17 protein-coding genes and 1 riboswitch are annotated in these 18,177 nt (G+C 65.5%); of the genes, 11 read left to right on the top strand and 6 right to left on the bottom strand.

Annotated features, from left to right (window positions below):
- The first annotated feature begins 24 nt into the window (after positions 1–24).
- The 4 genes from pstC to phoU are packed head-to-tail and all read left to right on the top strand — an operon-like array spanning position 25 to position 3,444.
- Positions 25–975, top strand: a complete 951-nt coding sequence (pstC, locus tag ABFE16_11245; GenBank protein ID MEN6345868.1) for a phosphate ABC transporter permease subunit PstC — start codon at positions 25–27, stop codon at positions 973–975.
- The gene (gene pstA / locus ABFE16_11240) at positions 959–1,918 is read left to right on the top strand and encodes a phosphate ABC transporter permease PstA (protein MEN6345867.1); all 960 of its coding nucleotides are present in this window, start codon (positions 959–961) and stop codon (positions 1,916–1,918) included. The genes pstC and pstA overlap by 17 nt, the downstream gene beginning before the upstream one ends.
- A gap of 3 nt (positions 1,919–1,921) precedes the next feature.
- Positions 1,922–2,773, top strand: coding sequence for a phosphate ABC transporter ATP-binding protein PstB (gene pstB / locus ABFE16_11235; GenBank protein ID MEN6345866.1), 852 nt, complete (start codon positions 1,922–1,924; stop codon positions 2,771–2,773).
- Positions 2,773–3,444, top strand: a complete 672-nt coding sequence (gene phoU, locus ABFE16_11230; protein MEN6345865.1) for a phosphate signaling complex protein PhoU — start codon at positions 2,773–2,775, stop codon at positions 3,442–3,444. The genes pstB and phoU overlap by 1 nt, the downstream gene beginning before the upstream one ends.
- A 3-nt stretch (positions 3,445–3,447) precedes the next feature.
- Here the strand turns inward: phoU and ABFE16_11225 are convergent, their stop codons facing one another.
- Genes ABFE16_11225 through ABFE16_11215 form a run of 3 tightly spaced genes read right to left on the bottom strand, consistent with a single transcriptional unit; the run spans position 3,448 to position 6,831 of the window.
- The gene (locus tag ABFE16_11225; protein MEN6345864.1) at positions 3,448–4,827 is read right to left on the bottom strand and encodes a CehA/McbA family metallohydrolase; all 1,380 of its coding nucleotides are present in this window, start codon (positions 4,825–4,827) and stop codon (positions 3,448–3,450) included.
- Between the two features lie 51 nt (positions 4,828–4,878).
- Positions 4,879–6,012 (bottom strand): hypothetical protein, encoded by a 1,134-nt coding sequence (locus ABFE16_11220; GenBank protein ID MEN6345863.1) that lies wholly within the window; start codon positions 6,010–6,012, stop codon positions 4,879–4,881.
- 39 nt (positions 6,013–6,051) lie between these two features.
- Entirely contained in the window at positions 6,052–6,831 is a 780-nt protein-coding gene (locus ABFE16_11215) for an alpha-L-fucosidase (protein ID MEN6345862.1), read from the bottom strand.
- 139 nt (positions 6,832–6,970) lie between these two features.
- On the opposite strand from ABFE16_11215, the gene ABFE16_11210 reads away from it, so the two are divergent.
- From ABFE16_11210 to ABFE16_11180, 7 genes are all read left to right on the top strand, one after another.
- Complete coding sequence (locus ABFE16_11210) at positions 6,971–7,453, top strand: flavodoxin domain-containing protein (protein MEN6345861.1); 483 nt, start codon at positions 6,971–6,973, stop codon at positions 7,451–7,453.
- A 198-nt stretch (positions 7,454–7,651) separates the two neighbouring features.
- Positions 7,652–9,637 carry a transketolase gene (tkt, locus tag ABFE16_11205; GenBank protein MEN6345860.1) on the top strand — a complete coding sequence of 662 codons (1,986 nt, stop codon included), beginning with the start codon at positions 7,652–7,654 and terminating at the stop codon, positions 9,635–9,637.
- Between the two features lie 34 nt (positions 9,638–9,671).
- Positions 9,672–11,084 (top strand): D-alanyl-D-alanine carboxypeptidase/D-alanyl-D-alanine-endopeptidase, encoded by a 1,413-nt coding sequence (gene dacB, locus ABFE16_11200; GenBank protein ID MEN6345859.1) that lies wholly within the window; start codon positions 9,672–9,674, stop codon positions 11,082–11,084.
- Positions 11,085–11,140: 56 nt separating this feature from the next.
- Positions 11,141–11,330: riboswitch (cobalamin riboswitch) on the top strand.
- 142 nt (positions 11,331–11,472) lie between these two features.
- Positions 11,473–12,342: a homocysteine S-methyltransferase family protein gene (locus ABFE16_11195; protein MEN6345858.1), complete on the top strand. Its 870-nt coding sequence runs from the start codon at positions 11,473–11,475 to the stop codon at positions 12,340–12,342.
- A gap of 29 nt (positions 12,343–12,371) precedes the next feature.
- On the top strand, positions 12,372–13,394 hold the full coding sequence (locus ABFE16_11190) for an ABC transporter substrate-binding protein (protein MEN6345857.1): 1,023 nt from the start codon (positions 12,372–12,374) through the stop codon (positions 13,392–13,394).
- Positions 13,394–14,221: an ABC transporter ATP-binding protein gene (locus ABFE16_11185; GenBank protein MEN6345856.1), complete on the top strand. Its 828-nt coding sequence runs from the start codon at positions 13,394–13,396 to the stop codon at positions 14,219–14,221. Before ABFE16_11190 ends, ABFE16_11185 begins: the two co-directional genes overlap by 1 nt.
- Entirely contained in the window at positions 14,218–15,267 is a 1,050-nt protein-coding gene (locus tag ABFE16_11180) for an iron chelate uptake ABC transporter family permease subunit (GenBank protein ID MEN6345855.1), read from the top strand. Before ABFE16_11185 ends, ABFE16_11180 begins: the two co-directional genes overlap by 4 nt.
- Here the strand turns inward: ABFE16_11180 and ABFE16_11175 are convergent.
- The 3 genes from ABFE16_11175 to ABFE16_11165 are packed head-to-tail and all read right to left on the bottom strand — an operon-like array spanning position 15,200 to position 18,068.
- Positions 15,200–15,649, bottom strand: coding sequence for a DUF2304 domain-containing protein (locus ABFE16_11175; GenBank protein MEN6345854.1), 450 nt, complete (start codon positions 15,647–15,649; stop codon positions 15,200–15,202). The genes ABFE16_11180 and ABFE16_11175 overlap by 68 nt on opposite strands.
- Positions 15,642–16,373 (bottom strand): glycosyltransferase family 2 protein, encoded by a 732-nt coding sequence (locus tag ABFE16_11170; GenBank protein ID MEN6345853.1) that lies wholly within the window; start codon positions 16,371–16,373, stop codon positions 15,642–15,644. Before ABFE16_11170 ends, ABFE16_11175 begins: the two co-directional genes overlap by 8 nt.
- 27 nt (positions 16,374–16,400) lie before the next feature.
- Positions 16,401–18,068, bottom strand: a complete 1,668-nt coding sequence (locus ABFE16_11165) for a hypothetical protein (GenBank protein ID MEN6345852.1) — start codon at positions 18,066–18,068, stop codon at positions 16,401–16,403.
- Between the last annotated feature and the right edge of the window lie 109 nt (positions 18,069–18,177).

Below are 18,177 nucleotides of genomic sequence, written 5' to 3'. Positions count from 1 at the left end.
CCAAGTCAACCGGAGCGGGACCGAATGTCGAGACGAATCCAGCGAGTATGGGAGTCCCTTGTCGAGGTCGCCATCCACGCCTGTGGCATGGCCTCCATTGCCTTCGTGGCTCTCCTCCTGTTCTTCCTGACCCGCGACGCCCTGCCGGTGCTCAAGAACACCAGCCTTGGGGAGTTGCTCGGGGGGACGAGCTGGAACCCGACGGCGACGCCACCCCAGTTCGGTCTACTGCCGCTGATTCTGGGCAGCCTGCTGGTGACGGTCGGGGCTGTGCTGATCGCCATTCCCACCGGGGTCGCCTGTGCGGCCTTCGTGGCGGAAGTAGCGCCCGGGTGGCTGCGTGAGATCGTGAAGCCGGTGGTGGAGCTTCTCGCGGCCATCCCCTCGGTTGTCTTCGGTTTCGTCGGTCTGCTGCTGGTCGGCACGTGGATCAAGACGCTGTGCGTGGCGGGCTCGAAGGCGATACCCGGGCCCGAGTGGCTGACTACCGCGCTGAACATGCCGACCGGTCTGGCGGCGATCACCGGGGCAGTCATGCTGTCCATCATGACGCTGCCGACCATCGTCTCCGTCGCGGAGGATGCGATCAAGGCGGTGCCTCGGTCCTACCGCGAGGGGTCGCTGGCGCTCGGTGCGACTCCCTGGCAGACGCTGATCGGTGTGACCCTTCCTGCCGCGAAGTCGGGCATCATCGCCGCCATCATGCTGGGCATCGGGCGTGCCGTTGGCGAGACGATGACGGTGCTGATGGTGACCGGGAACTCGCCGGTCATGCCCTCCTTAACGCGAGGGCTGTTCCGGCCGGTTCGCACCATGACTGCAACCATCGCGGCGGAGATGGGGGAGACTGCGCACCGGTCGGAGCACTACCACGCGCTGTTCATGATCGGCCTGCTGCTCTTCGCGATCACCTTCCTGGTCAACACGGCAGCCGACTGTGTCACCAACAGGAGCAGGCATGTCGAGCAGCGCTAGCAGGCAAGCGACAGAGGGTTCGGCCGCTCGGGGCCTCTACCAGGGCGCCTACCGGCAGCGTGTCCAGCAGGCAGTGGCCTTCACGCTGATGTGGCTGGTGTCGGTCGCAGTCATCGTGCCCGCAGTCCTGCTGGTCTGGTTTGTGGCGAGCAAGGGCCTGCCGGGGATATCCTGGCGGTTCCTGACTGCCGCGCCGGAGCAGGGAATGACCGCCGGTGGTATCTTCCCGGCGATCCTTGGCTCGCTGTACCTGGTCCTGGTGACGATAGTGCTCAGTCTTCCCGTGGGCATCCTGGGGGCTGTGTACCTGACCGAGTACGCACGTCAGGGCCCGCTGGTCCGCGCCGTCCGACTGGCGATCATGAACCTCGCAGGCGTCCCGTCGATCGTGCATGGGCTGTTCGGGCTTGGTCTGCTGGTGATGGTGGTCATGCCCGCGCTGATCCGATGGCTGCACCTCACGCCGCAGCAGGCCACCCCGAGCTGTCTCCTGGCGGGAGCCGGCACGCTTGCGCTGCTGGTGCTGCCGATGGTGATCACGACGACTGAGGAGGCCCTCCGACAGGTCCCGCAGCATCAGCGCAACGCGAGCCTGGCGCTTGGGGCCACGAAGTGGCAGACGGTCCGGCGCATCGTCCTCCCGAACGCTCTGCCGGGGATACTCACTGGCCTGATCCTGGCGGTTGGACGAGCAGCGGGAGAGACGGCGCCGATCCTGCTCACCGGAGCCGTGTTCTATGCTACCCATACGCCGGGGCCTGCGGAGGCGCTTCTGAAGCCCTTCATGGCGCTGCCCTACCACCTCTACGCGATCTCGACCCAGCTTCCAAACGCTCCCGAGTCGACCAAGTGGGGGACCGCGCTGGTCCTGCTGGCGCTGGTCCTGGGGTTCAACGCAGTGGCGATCGCCTTGCGTGCGTACCTACGCAGGAAGAGGAACTGAGGGATGACTGCAGTGCTTTCCGACAAACGGACAACCAGTGAGCAGCCAGCGCCCTCGGCGGGCGTGGTCACTGAATCCGAAGAGCCGGCCGGCACCTCGGGGCCGGGCAAGTTCGAGGTCCGGGACTGGCAGCTCTACTACGGGAAGTTCCATGCGCTCAAGGGGATCAACATGGTGGTTCCCAACCGGGAGATAACGGCGCTGATCGGCCCCTCGGGGTGCGGCAAGTCGACCTTCCTGCGCTGCCTGAACCGGATGAACGACGTCATCGACGGTGTCCGGACCCAGGGCACCATCTCCATGGATGGGCTGGATATCTACGACCGGCGTGTGGACGTAGTTGCCCTGCGGAAGCGCGTGGGGATGGTGTTCCAGCAGCCGAATCCCTTCCCGATGTCAATCTTCGACAACATCGCCTACGGACCGCGTCTGCACGGCACCCATAGCCGGTCGGAGCTTGCGGAGATCGTCGAGCGGACACTTCGGGGAGCAGCCCTGTGGGACGAGGTGAAGGACAAGCTGCGGGCTTCGGCCTTCTCACTTTCGGGTGGCCAGCAGCAGCGCCTGTGCATCGCGCGGGTCATGGCCGTCGAGCCCGAGGTGATCCTGATGGACGAGCCCTGCTCGGCCCTCGACCCAGGCGCGACCTACCGCATTGAGGAGCTGATGATGCAGCTCCGGGAACAATACACAGTCGTCATTGTCACACACAACATGTACCAGGCGGCCCGCGTGTCACAGAAGACGGGCTTCTTCCTGATGGGCGAGCTCATCGAGTTCGACGATACGGTGCGGATCTTTGAGACGCCCTCCGACACGCGAACGGAAGACTACATCCGAGGAAGGTTCGGGTAATGGCTGAACAGGGGCAGGGGATCCGGTCGGCCTTCGCAGGCAGACTAGGCGAGCTAGCCGACACCGTGCTGCGCATGGGCACCTTTGTCGAGGCCATGCTGGGACGGGCCATGCAGGCCCTCGTGACGCAGGATCGTGAGTTGGCGGAGGAGGTCCGACGCAGCGATGACGTCGCCGACGCCTTCGACCTGGAGATCGAGTCCGTCAGCACACGACTGCTGGCCACTCAGCAGCCCCTTGCCCGAGACCTGCGGCTGATCATCGGGGCAGTGCGAATGGGCTCCGACCTGGAGCGGATGGGCGACTATGCCAAGGACATCGCCAAGATCGCCCGGCGCCTCAGTCCCGAACCCTTCTTCTGCCCGCTGGAGGATATCCCCCTCATGGCCCAGCGGGTGGAGGCCATGATCAACCTCGCGATCCGCTGCTTCGTGAACCGCGACCTGGAGGCTGCGCGTCAGGTAGCCGAGATGGACAAGGCCGTCGACGAGCTCTGGACGCGACTGCGCAACCAGCTCATGGAGCACATGAAGCGCGACGGCAGCCTTGTCTTCCAGGGGACGCACCTGCTGCTGGTGGCCCGTTATCTCGAGCGGATCGGCGACCACACCGTCAACGTTGTGGAGCGCGTCCACTACATCGAGACGGGCAAGCTCCAGCACCTCGCCTGAGGCTCACTTCACGTACCAGGCGTTCGTGGTGGCGAACTCCGGCCACTTCCCGTAGCACTCGACGGTCAGCCAATGCGCGCCCTGCAAGGACACAGTCAACTCGCCCGATGCTGTCAGGCCGGTCAGGCTGCAGGACTTGGCGACCTTGCCATCGACCACAAGGTCGAGGCGCTCAAGCCCGCGGTTGCAGACGGCCTGGTACTTCACGGTCGCCTCAGTGCCCTCGACCAAACTCCCCGGATCCGTGCCCTCCACAGTTACGAGCAGCAGCGGCCCGTTGGTCACGAAGCTGCGCCCGGCCTTCAGCGCACCCATGATCTCGGGCTGTGCGAGGTTGGAGAGCTTCGCACACGTGCGATAGGTGCCCGGGTAGAGGCCCTTCAGCGCCCAGGGCACCAGGAGCTCGTCGCGATTCGGCAGGTTCCACAACAGGTTGAGACGGGGCTCCTTCTTCAGCGCCGTCTCCGGGTCCTTGAGCGTTGCGCGGACCATGCCGTTGGTGTTGTCGTGGTTGTCGGAGTCGCCAACCGCCGGGACGCGCTTGCCCTCGTTGAGTAGCTGGTGCCAGCGCGTCCGTGCCTGAACAAAGTCGAAGAGCCCGCGATAGGGTGGAAGCGACCCGTTGAGGATCTCGATCGCGTCGAAGTCCATGACGTCCCACTGGGTGTAGGACATGGTCGGCGTCATGGGGTGAGCGATGACCGCCATGCCGCCCTGCTGATGGATCTCGCCCATGATCCGTGCAACGTCCGCCGAGCCCTCATCCGTCTTGTCGCTGATGACCGCGGTGGTGCCCAGGCCGAGGATGTGGCCGAGCTTCGTCGTGACCTCCTGGCCGCCGAGGGGCAGAAACCCCGGAGCTGCCTGCGCAAGGAACTCAGCGTGTCCGCGTACCGCGCGGTGGTCAGTGAGGAAGGCCCAGTTGAGGCCCTCGCAGCGGCAATGGTAGGCGACCTCTGCCGGCGTCTGCTTGCCGTCGCTGGCGGTCGAGTGTAGGTGACCGTCGCCTGCGAAGTACCCTTGGGCGTTGAGATCGAAGAGACGCTGCAGCTTCACAGACAGCTTCCCGGCTGACCCCGGTACGACCTCGACGGTCGAGGTCTCGATGCTCCACTCCGGTCCGTGGGTGACTTCGACGGTCGCTTCACCGGCCGGGCACGAATCCACGCGACAAAGGCCACCGCGGTCGGTGAAGAACACGTAGATATCCGGCGTGGGTGTGCCCACACGGGTCAGTGTCACCCGTGCCGGCAGGGGGTTGCCGTCGGTGTCCGTCACGGTCAGGCTGGAGACCTGTGGCGCAGCAGCGCACAGCGTCGTGACGCTCAGCGCCAGGAGCAGAACCAGCAGACCGGCATAGTTGTACCTTCGACCAGGCTTCACAGTTGCGACCTCCTACCAGGGTGCAGTTCGTAGCTACTCCGGGGCCATGCTTCAGAGCTCAACCACTAGGACCTCATGGATGTGGAGACTGCTGATGGCCACCTGCAGCTTCCCGTTCTTGTACGACCATCCCAGGCTCTGCTTCCCGGGCTGCAGAGAGACCTGCTTTGGTTCTGAAGGGCACTGCAGGGACAGCTTCAGCGGTCCCGCAGCAGGCACCGATTCGACCATGTGCGCCGTCGGGCTCAGGGTCGGCTCCGCTCCGAGGTTGTACAGGTGGACCAGAAGGCGGTTGCCCTTGCGCCGGAGCGACAACTGCACCGAAGGAGGCCCGCTCAGCTCGACCAGGGGTTTGCTCAAGGCCGCCTTCATGATCCGCCCGATGACCGCCCGAAGGCGCGGGTACCTTGCCCGTCCATACGCCGCGAAGACCGGGCCGGGAACCGCCACCACGGTGCCCTTGCCGACGCGATTCGAGATTGCCGCCGGCAAGCCAAGCCCGTCGCGCTCGGGCTCCTGGTCGGATAGCAGCGGCAGAACTTCGCCGGCCTCCTCAGGCCGCAGCGGCTGCCAGGGACCTGTCACGGGCACGGACTCGTCTCCCACTCCCACGAACAGCGTCTCTTCCCGCAGGTTGCCGCGCTTTTTGGCCCCCAGGATTCGCCGGAAGGCCTGACAGGTCTCCGCGCCGCTCACCACGAGATGCCCGCCCTCCTGTACGTAACGTTCGAGGGCCTGCACGAGTTTCGTCGGAAGATGCGTCTGCTCGGCGACGACGACTGCCGGGTACTCCTCCAGGCGGCGGAGAAGCGCATCTTCATTGAGAACATCGACGTGCCAGTGGTTCTCCAGGAGCCCAAACAATGCTCCCGTGACCGGGGTCAGGGCCGAGCCCATGGCATAGAGGCCCTGGTTCGAGGCGTAGTAGTGACTCTGGCTGTGCAGCAGCGCCACCTGGGGGACGGACTCTGTATGCTGGCTGACGGCCTTGCGTCGGCGGCAGAAGGCGGCGACTTGGGCTAGAATGTCCTGGTGCCAGCCGATGACGTGTCCGGAGCGTTGCGGCACGTCGTAGATGAAGACGCTGCCGCCGTTGGCCATCACGACCGCGCACTCCTGGCACAGGTGGTCTACGGTCTTGGTCGTCCAGGGGTTGTCGCCGACGCGCAGGAAGGACCACGCCATGAGGTCCCAGGGCAGGCCCCGACTGTCGAGGAACTTGCCCTAGATCAGCGCAGTCTCGGTGCCGAAGGAAGGGGTGAAGTCGCCGCTGAGGTAGTCCAGCGGAGCTGCGACCTCGTCGGGCTGGCGCACCGAGTACATCCAGTTGCTGCACACCAGACAGGTCGGCTTCAGCTCGTGGATGGCTTCGGTGTAGCGGGTTACGTAGCGCTCAAAGCTGCGGCGCTGGAAGGCGTGCCACTCCTCCCAGTGGGCCTGACCGCGCTCCGTCGGGATCTCGGTGATGCCGGTCTCCTCGGTGAAGAGCTTCCGACAGGTGTCGCACCAGCAGATCTGGGCTGCCCAGTTCTCACCGTCGACCCAGAAGCCGTCTACATCGTACTCGCGCACGATCTCCAGCATCTGCGGGATCATGAGCCCCTCGGCATACCCCTTGTTCGCGCAGAGGCTGTTGGCCCAGGGCGTGCCGTCGGCCTTCATGCGTGCCCACTCGGGATGCTGCTGCTGGGCGACGCCGTCCCACGTTCCGGAGTAGTGCACGGAGAGTGGGATTCCCAGCTCCCGGGTTACCTTGCGCCAGATCCTGAGGGCATCGCGCTTGATGCCCGGCGAAGGCGTTCCGACCTTCGTCGGGTACCCGGTGTACCCGGGATGGCCCTTGCAGTCGTACTGCACGAAGTCCGGCTTGGCCTTGAGAAGCTCCTCGCGGACGTGCTCTTCCGAGGTGTCGCGACCAAGAACCGTGTCGTTCTCGTTCGGGTGCAGGTCGTAGTGCAGTCCGAAGAAGGCTTTGCGATGCCAGTTGGGCACAGTGTCGGACATGGGGGCTCCCTCCCAGATTCGCGGTCTGTGGGTCATTTCGCGGCCGGTCGTCGCGGGTCCTCCGTGCGACAAGCGAGCAGGAAGGAAGCCAGGGAGCGAGGAACTTCGGCTTCACTGACGCAGGGATGAGGTGACCGGTATGAAGGCTGTTATCGTCTACTGGACCAAGACTGGACATACGGGCCGGGCCGCTGAGGATATCGCCCAGGCTCTGCAGGCCGCCGGGCACGAGGTCACGCAAGTGAACCTGCGCACGGAGGCCGATGCAGACCTGAGTGGGGCAGAGGTCGTCGCTATTGGCAGCCCATGCCATGCCGGCTCCATCAAGGGCGCGGGCACCGGCATTGCACGTCCGGTGGAGGGCTTCCTGCGGTCGCTGCCACGCGAGTCACTGGCGGGCAAGCGCGTCGGGGCCTTCTCGGTGCACAGTGGGGCCGGGGGACGTCGCACGGTGAACTCCATCGAGGGGTTCCTTGCTGATGCTGGAGGCGAAGTCGTGTCACCGGGCCCGGTGGTGAAGGCAGGTGTACCCTTCAGCCTGTGGGTGGGGCCGGTGGCCTCTGAGACAGACCGGGAGCAACTGCGGGGCTTCGCCCGTGCCCTGGCCGCAGAGGCCTCCTGAAGGGTTGGCAGGCAACCCGCAGAAGGTGTATTCTTTGACCTTGGCGTGAGTCGGGCGGCCGGTGCCGGAGCGCTCCGCTCTGCACAGCTTTCTGGTTCAGCCTTGAGCTACGCTGATCACTATCGCCTGGTCCATCTTCAGCCGGTCTGGTGACACGGACCGGTCTATTCCGTTTACCCGTATCCTCAGGAGTCACCCATGGCTTGCGATCTCGACCGTCTCGCAGTGAATACTATCCGCCTGCTGTCCGCCGATGGCGTACAGAAGGCCAAGTCCGGCCATCCCGGAATGCCGATGGGCATGGCCGATGTCGCCTACGTGCTCTGGACCCGCTACCTGAAGTACAACCCGACCGATCCGGAATGGCCCAACCGGGACCGCTTCGTCCTCTCCGCAGGTCACGGGTCGATGCTGCTGTACAGTATGCTGCACCTGTCCGGCTATGACCTGTCGATGGAAGACCTCCAGCAGTTCCGGCAGCTTGGCAGTCGGACTCCGGGGCATCCCGAGTTTGGTCGCACGCCGGGCGTCGAGGCTACCACCGGACCGCTCGGTCAGGGCATCTCGAACGGCGTTGGTATGGCCCTTGCGAGCAAGATCCTCGCGGCCAAGTTCAACGCCACACAGGCCGGGCTGGTCGACCACTATGTCTACGGCATCTGCAGCGACGGCGACCTGATGGAGGGCGTTGCTTCCGAGGCGGCTTCCCTGGCCGGTCACTGGGGCCTTGGCAACCTGATCTTCTTCTATGATGACAACGCCATCACAATCGAGGGCAGCACCGAACTCGCCTTCACCGAGGATGTTGCGAAGCGCTTCGAGGCCTATGGTTGGCAGACGCTGCGTGCCGACGGCCACGACCATGCGCAGATCGCCGCTGCTCTTGAAGCCGCTCAGGCCGACAAGGCGCGTCCGACGCTCATCCTGACCAAGACCCACATCGGCATGGGCAGCCCGAACAAGCAGGATACCTCCGGTGTGCACGGTGAGCCCCTGGGCGACGACGAGCTCGCGGCCACCAAGGCCAACCTCGGGTGGCCTGCAGATGCCAGGTTCCTCGTTCCGGATGAGGTGCGGGCGATCTTCACCGCTCGCGCCGCAGCGCTCAAGCCGGCCTATGACGAGTGGCAGAAGCTGTTCGCGGGCTTCAAGGCTTCTGCGCCGGAACTGGCCGCCGAGTGGAAGGCCCTGTGGAGTAAGGAAGTGCCGGCAGACCTGTTCGAGAAGATGCTCGAAGCCGTTGGCGACAGCACCGACGCCACCCGCAACCACGGCGGGAAGGTCATGCAGATTGCCTCTGCGCAGGTTCCGGCTCTGTATGGTGGCTCCGCCGACCTGGCTCCCTCGAACAAGACGCTCATCAAGGGCGCAGGCGACATCTGCCGCACCGACTTCAGCGGACGCAACCTGCACTTCGGCATCCGCGAGCATGCCATGGGCGCCATCTGCAACGGTATGGCCTACTATGGCGCTTTCATCCCCTACGGCAGCACCTTCCTGGTCTTCTCCGACTACATGCGGCCCTCGATCCGTGTGGGTGCGCTCTCCCATCTGCAGACCGTCTGGGTGTTCACCCATGACAGCATCTTTGTAGGTGAGGACGGGCCGACGCACGAGCCGGTGGAGCATGTGGCCGCTCTCCGCGCCATCCCGAATCTCACCGTCCTGCGTCCTGGCGACGGCGCTGAGACAGCAGCGGCCTGGTCGATCGCCTTGAGCCGCAAGACCGGCCCATCGGCCCTCTGTCTCACTCGCCAGTCTCTTCAGAACCTGCCGCGTCCGGCGGACATGAAGGACCTGCTCCGCGGCTGCTATGTCACCGTCGACTGCGAGGGCGAACCCGAGCTGATCATCCTCGGCAGCGGGTCGGAAGCTGCGCTGGCCGTTGAGGCCGCCCAGGCACTGCAGGCAGACGGCATCAAGGCACGTGCCATCAGCCTGATGAGCTGGGAAGTCTTCGAAGAGCAGGAGGCGGCCTACCGCGAGAGTGTCCTGCCCTCCGCGTGCCGCCGCCGGGTTGCCATCGAGGCTGGGATCGCCCAGGGCTGGGAACGCTATATCGGGCTTGACGGCCTGATGATCGGCATGACGGGCTACGGCGAGTCCGCGCCCTACAAGGTCCTCGCCGACCACTTCGGCTTCACACCGGAGAAGGTCCTGGCCGCCATCCGTGAGTGGTGGTAGGCCCGGGGCTGGAAGCTGAAGCCGGGAGCGTCCAATGAGGTCACGCTGCGTCGATCGCTGCCGGTGGTCCCTTGCGTGGGTTCTGTTGTTCTGGTTGCTGGGGCTGCCGGTGGCGTGCCTGGCGTCCTTGCGGTCCGAGATCGACGACCTGCTGGCCGCACGTGAGCTGCGCCACGCGACCGTCGGCCTTCATGTGGTGGATTCCGGAACCGGCGAGGTGCTGTACAGTCGCAATCCGGACGCTCTGCTCCTGCCGGCCTCGAACACCAAGATCGTCACGACGGCGGCTGCCTACGAGCTTCTCGGCGGCGACTTCAGGGCACCGACGCGGGTTCTCGCGCAGACAAAGCCGACCGCTGAAGGCGTTGTCACCGGTCCTCTGTACCTGCGCGGCGGCGGCGACCCGACCCTGACTCATGACAAGCTCGCGGACATGGCTCAGCGCCTGTACAAGAGTGGGCTGCGGAAGGTCACGGGGCCTGTGGTGGCCGACGGGACGGCTTTCTCCGACGCTTCGCTCGGAACCGGCTGGCATTGGCAATACCTTAATGACGGGTACGCTGCCGAGTTTGGCGCGCTGACCGTGGACAGCGGCTGCGTGACCGTGATCCTCCGCGGCGCTGAGACGCCCGGTAAGCCCCCGCTCTTCCGACTCGAACCCTTCTCTGAGTACCTGAAGCTCGACCCGGAGGCGACCACCACCAGTGGCGACGCCAAGCCCGGAGCCTTCCGGAGTCTTGGGCGCAATCTGGTGTCCCTTACCGGCCCGATCGGCGTGAACCAGCGCATCGAGACCTCCTTGACGGTGCGCCAGCCCGCCCTCTACTGCGCAACGCTCTTCCGAATCGCGCTGGTGAAGGCGGGCATCGAGGTCGGCGGCGACGTGCTGTCCGGCAGGACCCCGGCTGACGATGTGAAGCTGCTGCAGGTGGATTCTCCGCCTCTGGTGGAGATCTTGCAGCGCATCAACAAGAACAGCGACAACAACGCAGCCGAGATCGTGCTCCGCGACATTTCCATGGCCGCCAAAGGCGTCGGCTCCTGTGGTGCTTCGGCAGCGTTGATTGCACAGTGGGCTGCCGGATTCGGGGCTGACGTGGAGGGCGTGAGCCTGGCCGACGGGTCGGGGCTCTCGCGGTCGACCACCATCACGGCGCGGTTCTTCGTCCAGGTGCTCAACCATATGCAGGGACGCGACGCCTGGGTTCAGACGCTGCCGCTGATGGGGAAGGACGGAACGCTCTCGTCGCGACTCAAGGGGACGGCTGCGGAAGGTCGGGTGCGCGCAAAGACGGGCTTCATTTCCGGAGTGCGCTCGCTCTCGGGTTACGTGCACACCAAGTCGGGCAGGCGGCTCACCTTCTCCATCCTGGTGAACCAGCCCCAGACCACGGGAGCGGCGACCGCCTTCCAGAACAAGGTCTGCCTGCTCCTGGCCGGGCTGTGAGGGGCACGAGGCTTGGGTTGGAGCCCCGGAGGCTTGACTCCGGTGTGGCCGAGACCTATTATCATCACGCAATTGCCTTGAAGATGGACCAGACAACGGGAAGCCGGTGCAAGTCCGGCGCTGCCCCGCAACTGTAACCGGGGACGAAAGCCACCTCAGCCACTGTCTCGCAAGGGCGGGATGGGAAGGCGTGGCGAGTAGGCCGATCCGGAAGCCAGGACACCGAACATGCTGCACGTCTCCTCGAGGGCGGGAGATGAGTGGTTCGCTGTATGATGGCCGCCCTCCGGGGCGGCTTTTGTCGTTGATCCCAAAGCGGAAGCCGTTCGCCTGCCGGAAGCCGGACGGCCGCCGTGACGGACCTCAACTCGCCTGTGGGGACACGCTCATGAGACTAGCAGACCTGCTGTCCAGCTCTCGCCCGATCATCTCCGATGGTGCCTGGGGCACGCAACTCGCCGCCCGTGGACTGGCCGCAGAAGTCCCGGAGACCTGGAATCTCGCTCACCCGGACCGCGTGTCTGCCGTCGCTGCCGACTACGTGGCTGCAGGCTCCCAGATCGTGCTGACCAACACCTTCGGCGGCAACCGCCTCAAGATGGCGAAGGCCGGCGTCTCGGAGCCTGCTGAGCTCAACCGCCTCGGGGCTGCCCTGAGCAAACAGGCTGCCGGTGACCAGGCGCTCGTGTTCGCCTCCATCGGCTCGACCGGCGAACTAATCGGCCTCACAAGCACCTACAGCGAGGACGACATCGAGGGTGTCTTCGCCGAGCAGGTGGCGGCGATCCTCGAGGGCGATCCGGACGCCTTCGTTGTGGAGACCTTCACCGACCTGACCGAAGCGCGCTGTGCTCTACGTGCCATCCACGGCTTGTGTGACCTGCCGGTCGCCGTGTCCTTGACCTTCGATGAAGGTCGGCGCGGACCGGCCACGCTGATGGGCGTCACGCCGGAGCAGGCTGCCCAAGAGCTCTCTGAAGCCGGCGCCGACTTTGTGGGCGCCAACTGCGGCGGTCTGAGCGTCGAGGGCTGGGTCCAAGTGGTCACAACCATGAAGGCGAGCACGAACCGCCCGATCTGGGCCAAGGCAAACGCCGGGGTCCCGCAACTGGTCGCGGGCAAGTCGGTGTTCCCGATGGAGCCGCCGGAGTTCGCCGCCCTGGGCAAGCGACTTTTCGAGGCCGGTGCGAAGGTCATCGGTGGTTGCTGCGGCACCAGTCCCGCACACATCGCAGCCCTTGCGGCCGCCCTGGCCTAAGCAGTCTTCAGGATAGGTGGCGTCTGTTGATGATGTTACGAGCGCTTCGTACTCTCTGCCTTGCCTGCCTGTTCGCCGCGATCCTCCTTGCGGTGCTCCTGACAGGCTGCCGGCCACAGTCCTCAGCACCCTCTGCCGTGCCTGAGGCCCTGACGCCGACCCCGAAGACCACCGTTTCCTATCCACTCACCGTCAAGGATGACCTCGGCAAGGAGGTCACGCTGAAGGCGGAGCCCAAGCGGATCGTCTCCTTGAGTCCCCCACTGACTGAGTCCGCCTTCGCCCTGGGACTGGGTGACCGCGTGGTGGGCGTCACGCGATTCTGCAACTACCCGAAGGAGACTGAGGGCAAGGAGAAGATCGGCGGCGTCAGCGACCCGAGCGTCGAGAAGATACTGTCGCTGAACCCCGACCTCGTGCTGGCGACCGTCGGCAACCCCATGCCCGTTCTCGAGGCCCTGGAGAAGGCGCAGATTCCTGTGCTGTCCCTCGACCCCAAGACCTACGACGGCGCCGCCGAGGCAATGAACACTCTGGGACGCGTCTGTGGGGTGCCGGAGGCAGGGGAGAAGCTCGCAAAGCAGATGCGCGACACTGCCGCCGAGATCCAGGCCAAGGTGGCCCGGGTCCCGGAGAGCAAACGCGCCAGGGCGTTACTCGTCGTCTGGCTCGATCCGCTCTTCGTGGCGGGGCCGAAGACCTACATGGATGACATGCTGCGAATCTGCGGGGCCAAGAACGTCGCCGCGCAGACCGAGAACCCCTGGAAGCAGTTCTCGCTGGAGATGGCGGTTGCCGAGAACCCCCAGGTGCTGATCCTCACGGCCGAGCATACTCCGGGAGCCAAGGACGTTCAGACGCAATTGGAGGAGCTGCGCAGGAGCACCGCCTGGCGCAGCGTCGTCGCTGTGAAGGACGGTCGCGTGGCGCTGATCCCTGCTGATCTCATCACACGCACGGGCCCGCGACTGCAGGAAGCGCTCAAGCTCCTCTCGCAGGCCGTGTACCCTGACCTATTCCCGCTCTCCGCCGGGCCGGGTGCCTCCCACTGATGACTGCAGAGGCTGCCGCCTTCCTCGAGTGCCAGAACATACGTGCCGCCTACGACGGCTCGGAGGTCCTGCACGGCATCAGCCTTCGCATCGGGGCCGGGGAGATGGTCGGCATCATCGGTCCGAACGGCTCGGGCAAGAGCACGCTCCTGCGGGTACTCGCAGGTGTGCTGCCCCCGGTAACCGGGAAGGTGACCATCGACGGACGTGATGTCTTGCGGCTGCGAGCGAGGGACCGGGCACGCCGGATCGGTGTGGTCGGACAGCAGACCTCGGTCACCTTCGCTTTTGCGGTGTGGGACCTCGTCGCCATGGGCCGGCATCCGCACCTGCGTCCGCTGAAGGGCCTGACCTCGCATGACCGCGACGTCGTCCGCTGGGCCCTGGAGCGGACCGACATCCTGCCCCTGGCCGACCGGTTGGTGACTGAACTCAGTGGGGGAGAGCTGCAGCGAGTGACCATCGCCCGAGCCCTGGCGCAGGAGCCTGACGCCCTCCTTCTCGACGAGCCCACCAGCCAACTCGACATCAACCACCAACTCGAGATCGGCGAACTGCTGCTCTCGCTGAACCAGGAGCGCGGGCTGACCACGGTGTGGGTATCCCATGACCTGAACCTGGCCTCCGAGTTCTGCCGCCGGATCGTGATGGTCGGCGATGGACTGGTGGCGGCGGACGGTTCGCCCTCCGAGGTTATCACCGAGGAGCTCCTGGCCCGGCTCTACGGAGTCAGTGTGACCGTTATGCCAAATCCGCTCAGTGGGCGACCGCACGTGCTTCTCTCGGCTGAGTCCTCCCTTACCGTGGGAGAGGTGAGCGCCGAGTGAAACCCCGCAAGAGCAGGCGTCGGCGTTACCTCCTCATCCTGTTCGCGTTGCTTGTGGCCGTGGTGGTCTGTACGGGGCTGTCGACCCTGGTGGGCCCCGCTGGTGCACCTATCGGTGCGGTCTTCGGCGCGCTGCTGGACGGCCTGCGCTGCGTGGTTACCGGGCAGGCGGCCCCTGCCGACAGTCTGCACACGATCGTGCTCTCGCTGCGTCTGCCGCGGGCAATCCTGGCCTGTCTGGTGGGAGCCTGTCTCGCCCTGGCCGGAGTCGTCATGCAGGCGTTGTTCCAGAACCCCATGGCCGACCCGTATCTTGTCGGAGTGTCGGGTGGTGCGGGACTGGGTGCTGTCGCGGCGATGATGCTGGGGATCAACGTGGAGTTGGCGGGGTTCACCGCCGTGCCTCTCCTGGCCTTCACGGGAGCCCTGGGGGTTACCCTACTCGTCTACCTGCTCTCACAACGCGGGGGGAAGGTGCAGACGGCGACCTTGCTGCTGACGGGGATCGCCGTCGGCTCACTGGTTGCCTCGATCACGGCCTTCCTGATGCTGAGCCGAGACGAGCACCAGGCGGTCGTGCTCTCCTGGATGCTGGGGAGTCTGTCGGGCCGGACCTGGCTGCACGTGTGGGCGATGGTGCCGCAGTTCGTTCTCGGACTGGGGATCTCGCTGGCCCTGGCGCGCCCGCTGAACGTGCTGCTTCTCGGTGATGAGGCTGCTACCCATGTCGGCCTCGACGTTCACCGAGCCAAGCGCTGGTTGCTGGCGCTCTCCTCGCTTCTTGCGGCGGCGGCCGTCGCAGTCAGTGGTGTCATCGGCTTCGTTGGCCTAGTCATCCCCCATATCTGCCGGCTGATCGTTGGGCCTGACCACCGGATTCTGCTCCCTGTGTCGGCGCTGGCCGGTGCGCTGCTGCTGGTCCTCGCGGACATCCCTGCCCGACTGCTTCTCTCGCCTGGCGAGATCCCCATCGGGATCATCACGAGCCTGCTGGGCTGCCCCTTCTTCCTGTATCTCCTCCACCGTCACGGCGCTCGTCGACTGTAGGGCTACCTTCCGGTCCTTCCCGGGGGGCCTCCGGCTTGCGAACCCGAAGCAGGGCCACCTGCTGGGCAATTTGCTTGATCTGGTCATGCTGGCGCGTGAGCTTCGTGCACAGGTGGATGCAGACCACCATCAGGAAGAGGATGCCCAGTAGGAAGACACTCGTTGTCGGCGTTTTCGAGCCCGTGAGCCAGGTCACGGCTTTCAGTCCGCCCGGCCACAGCACTACCCCCAGGATCACGGTGCAGGCCAGCAGCCACAGCCACGAGTACTCCTCCCGCAGGCGACGACGCCGGACCAGCTCCACCACGAAGAGGAACAGCGCAGCTGCCAGGCACAGCGCCATCAGCTCCTGCCGTGGCGTCATGGTCGGGATGCTATCCATCCTGACCCACTCCCTCTACCGCCGCTGCCGGCGGTCTGCGCAGGAGAGTGACTGCAATCGATAGCAACATCTTGAACATGTACCACACGGGCTTCAGGCCACTGTGCATGGAGGTTCCCGACAACCGCGGGTGCATTACCACTGCAATCTCGCGCACCTTGAGCCCGGCCCGCAAGATCATGATGAGCACGTCCGTATCAGGGTAGTCCGTGGGGTACACGTCGGAGGCGTAGAGGCGGATCGCGCGTCGATTGAGGGCCTGGAAGCCACTGGTCGGATCTGTGATCCGCTGGCCCGTGGTCACCCGCAGAAGGGTGCGCATCAGCGCCATTCCCAGGGCACGCGCAGGCGACGGCCGGTAGGCACCCGGAGTAAGGAACCGCGAGCCCAGGACGAGGTCTGCGTCGGTGGTGCGCAGGGCCTGCAGAAGATCGGCGACGCAGGTGGGCTCGTGCTGCCCGTCGGCGTCCATCTGGACGACCTCGTCATAGCCCTCCCGGTCGGCATAGAGAAAGCCGACCTGCAGAGCTCCACCGTATCCGAGGTTGATGGGCAGAGGGAGAACGACTGCACCGCACCGGTGGGCGATCTCGGCGGTGTTGTCGCGGGAGCAGTCATCGACGACCGCGAGATCGACCCCCGGCAGCACACTCCGCACGCCTGCGACGGTGGCGGTAAGGTTGGCGGCCTCGTTGTACGCCGGCATCACGATGAGGGTGCGCATACAGTCCCCCCGTAACGTCGAGCCGGGTCACCAGTTGCGGTCGCGGTCCTCTGGGCCGGCTATCGTCTGTCCTTCACGCAGCTTCCCCCCGTGATCGCGTTTCATGAACAGCACCGAACCGTTCGGAAAGACTGAGGCGACTTCATAGCCCGGTGGAGGAGTGCGAGCAGCCCGCAGGTCCTCCCACTGGGTCCAGGTAGGCGGCATCCACGACTCCACTGTATTCGGCGTCAGGTAGATGGCTTCGATCTGGAACCCGAAACGCTCCTCGAAGCTCGGGATATCCTTGACCTGCGGCAAGGGCATGATCGCCGGTCGCCCGGCGTGCCAGGCGACGGTGGCAGCAACGTTCGACATCACTACCGTCCCCTCTGGAACCAGGCGCTCGATCACGCGCTGGTTGTCAGGAGCCACTTCGAGGTAGCCGATCTCCTCACCGGGGACATAGGGCCCCGGTCTGCGCAGTGACAGGGTGGCGATCCATCCTGTTGAGCACAGCAGCACTGCTACCGCGACTGCGACCCACATTCCCCGTCGCAGGCCCGCGGGACTGAACCCGATGAGCTGGGCAACGGCCGTTGCTGCAACGGCGAACATCAGCCCGCCGAAGGGAACCAGGTACCGGGCCTGGGCGAAGGTCATGGCCGAGGACAGCACCATGGTAGCGAACACCCCGCCGGAGACCAGGGCCAGTCGCCACGCCGTCCGGTTCGAGCGAAGCGGAAAGGCCAGCAGAAAGGCCGGGAGCACCCAGGCCGCGCCAATCATGTCATGAATGGATCCGACAGCGTCCATGAGGTTGGCAATCGTACGCTTCGCCACATCCCCTGCACAGACCTTCAACACCGCGAGCGGCGCCAGGTAGTCGGGGTAACAGCCATCCAGCCCAGGGTACGTCAGCCGCGTACCCTCACGCATCCCTGAGCCGCCGCGTGCATCCGCGACCCAGAAGCCCGTGGTCAGCCGGTTCGCGACGAGGTAACCAAGCCCGACCAGCAGAACAGCAGCCAGGAACCACCCGACTGCCCTCCTGCGGCCGCGAGTAGCCTCAGACGAACCGTTCCCCACCTGCGCCCAGGCCAGCCACCCGACCAGCAGGACGATGGGCAAGAGGCTCGGTCGGAGGGTCGCCATCGCCATCGACACGGCTCCCGCACCGGCCCATCCCCAGGGGTTTCGCACGCAGAGTGCGAGACCAACTGCGGCCAAGGTGAGGAAGGCCTGGTAGCACTCAGACATACCGCTCAAGGCCAGACCCCAGGTGTCACGGTTCACCAGGAGGGCCGCAGTGCCCAGGAGCCCGGCACCCGTCCCGGCAGCGCTGCGGCCGATCAGGAACACGAGCACCAGCGAACCGAGGAAGGAAAGCAGCGAGAACACCTGGACAGCTTCCAGTCGCTCCCCGACCAGTGCCTCCAGGAAAGCCACCGGGAGAACCAGGGCGAGTGGACGCTCCATGTTCGGCCAGGGCGGCCTCGACCGGCCATGCTGACGCAGATAGTCGAGGGTGTCGAGGTCGAGCGCAGGCGCAACGTTGCCGTCACCATGGAGCAGACTGCGGGCTACCAGGAGGGTCTCATACGTGTCGTCATTGTCGACGTGGCACCCGCGCCAGTACAGATTGGCGTAGGTGAGGAAGGCGAAGGAGAGGGCGAAAAGCCCGAGGACAAGCCACGAAGCCAAGCGGCGGGACATGAGTTCGGAGCTCCAGGAGGGGGACCGTGATCACGCCGCGACGGAGCCCACAGTATCACAGCCGCCCTCGGAGGTCAACTTGGGGCCGACGGACCCAGGCTTCGCACGA

The organism is Armatimonadia bacterium, assembly GCA_039679385.1.
Lineage (GTDB): Bacteria > Armatimonadota > Zipacnadia > Zipacnadales > JABUFB01 > JAJFTQ01.
The sequence above is the reverse complement of the archived record's forward strand: the minus strand, read 5'-3'. Positions and strand labels throughout refer to the sequence as shown.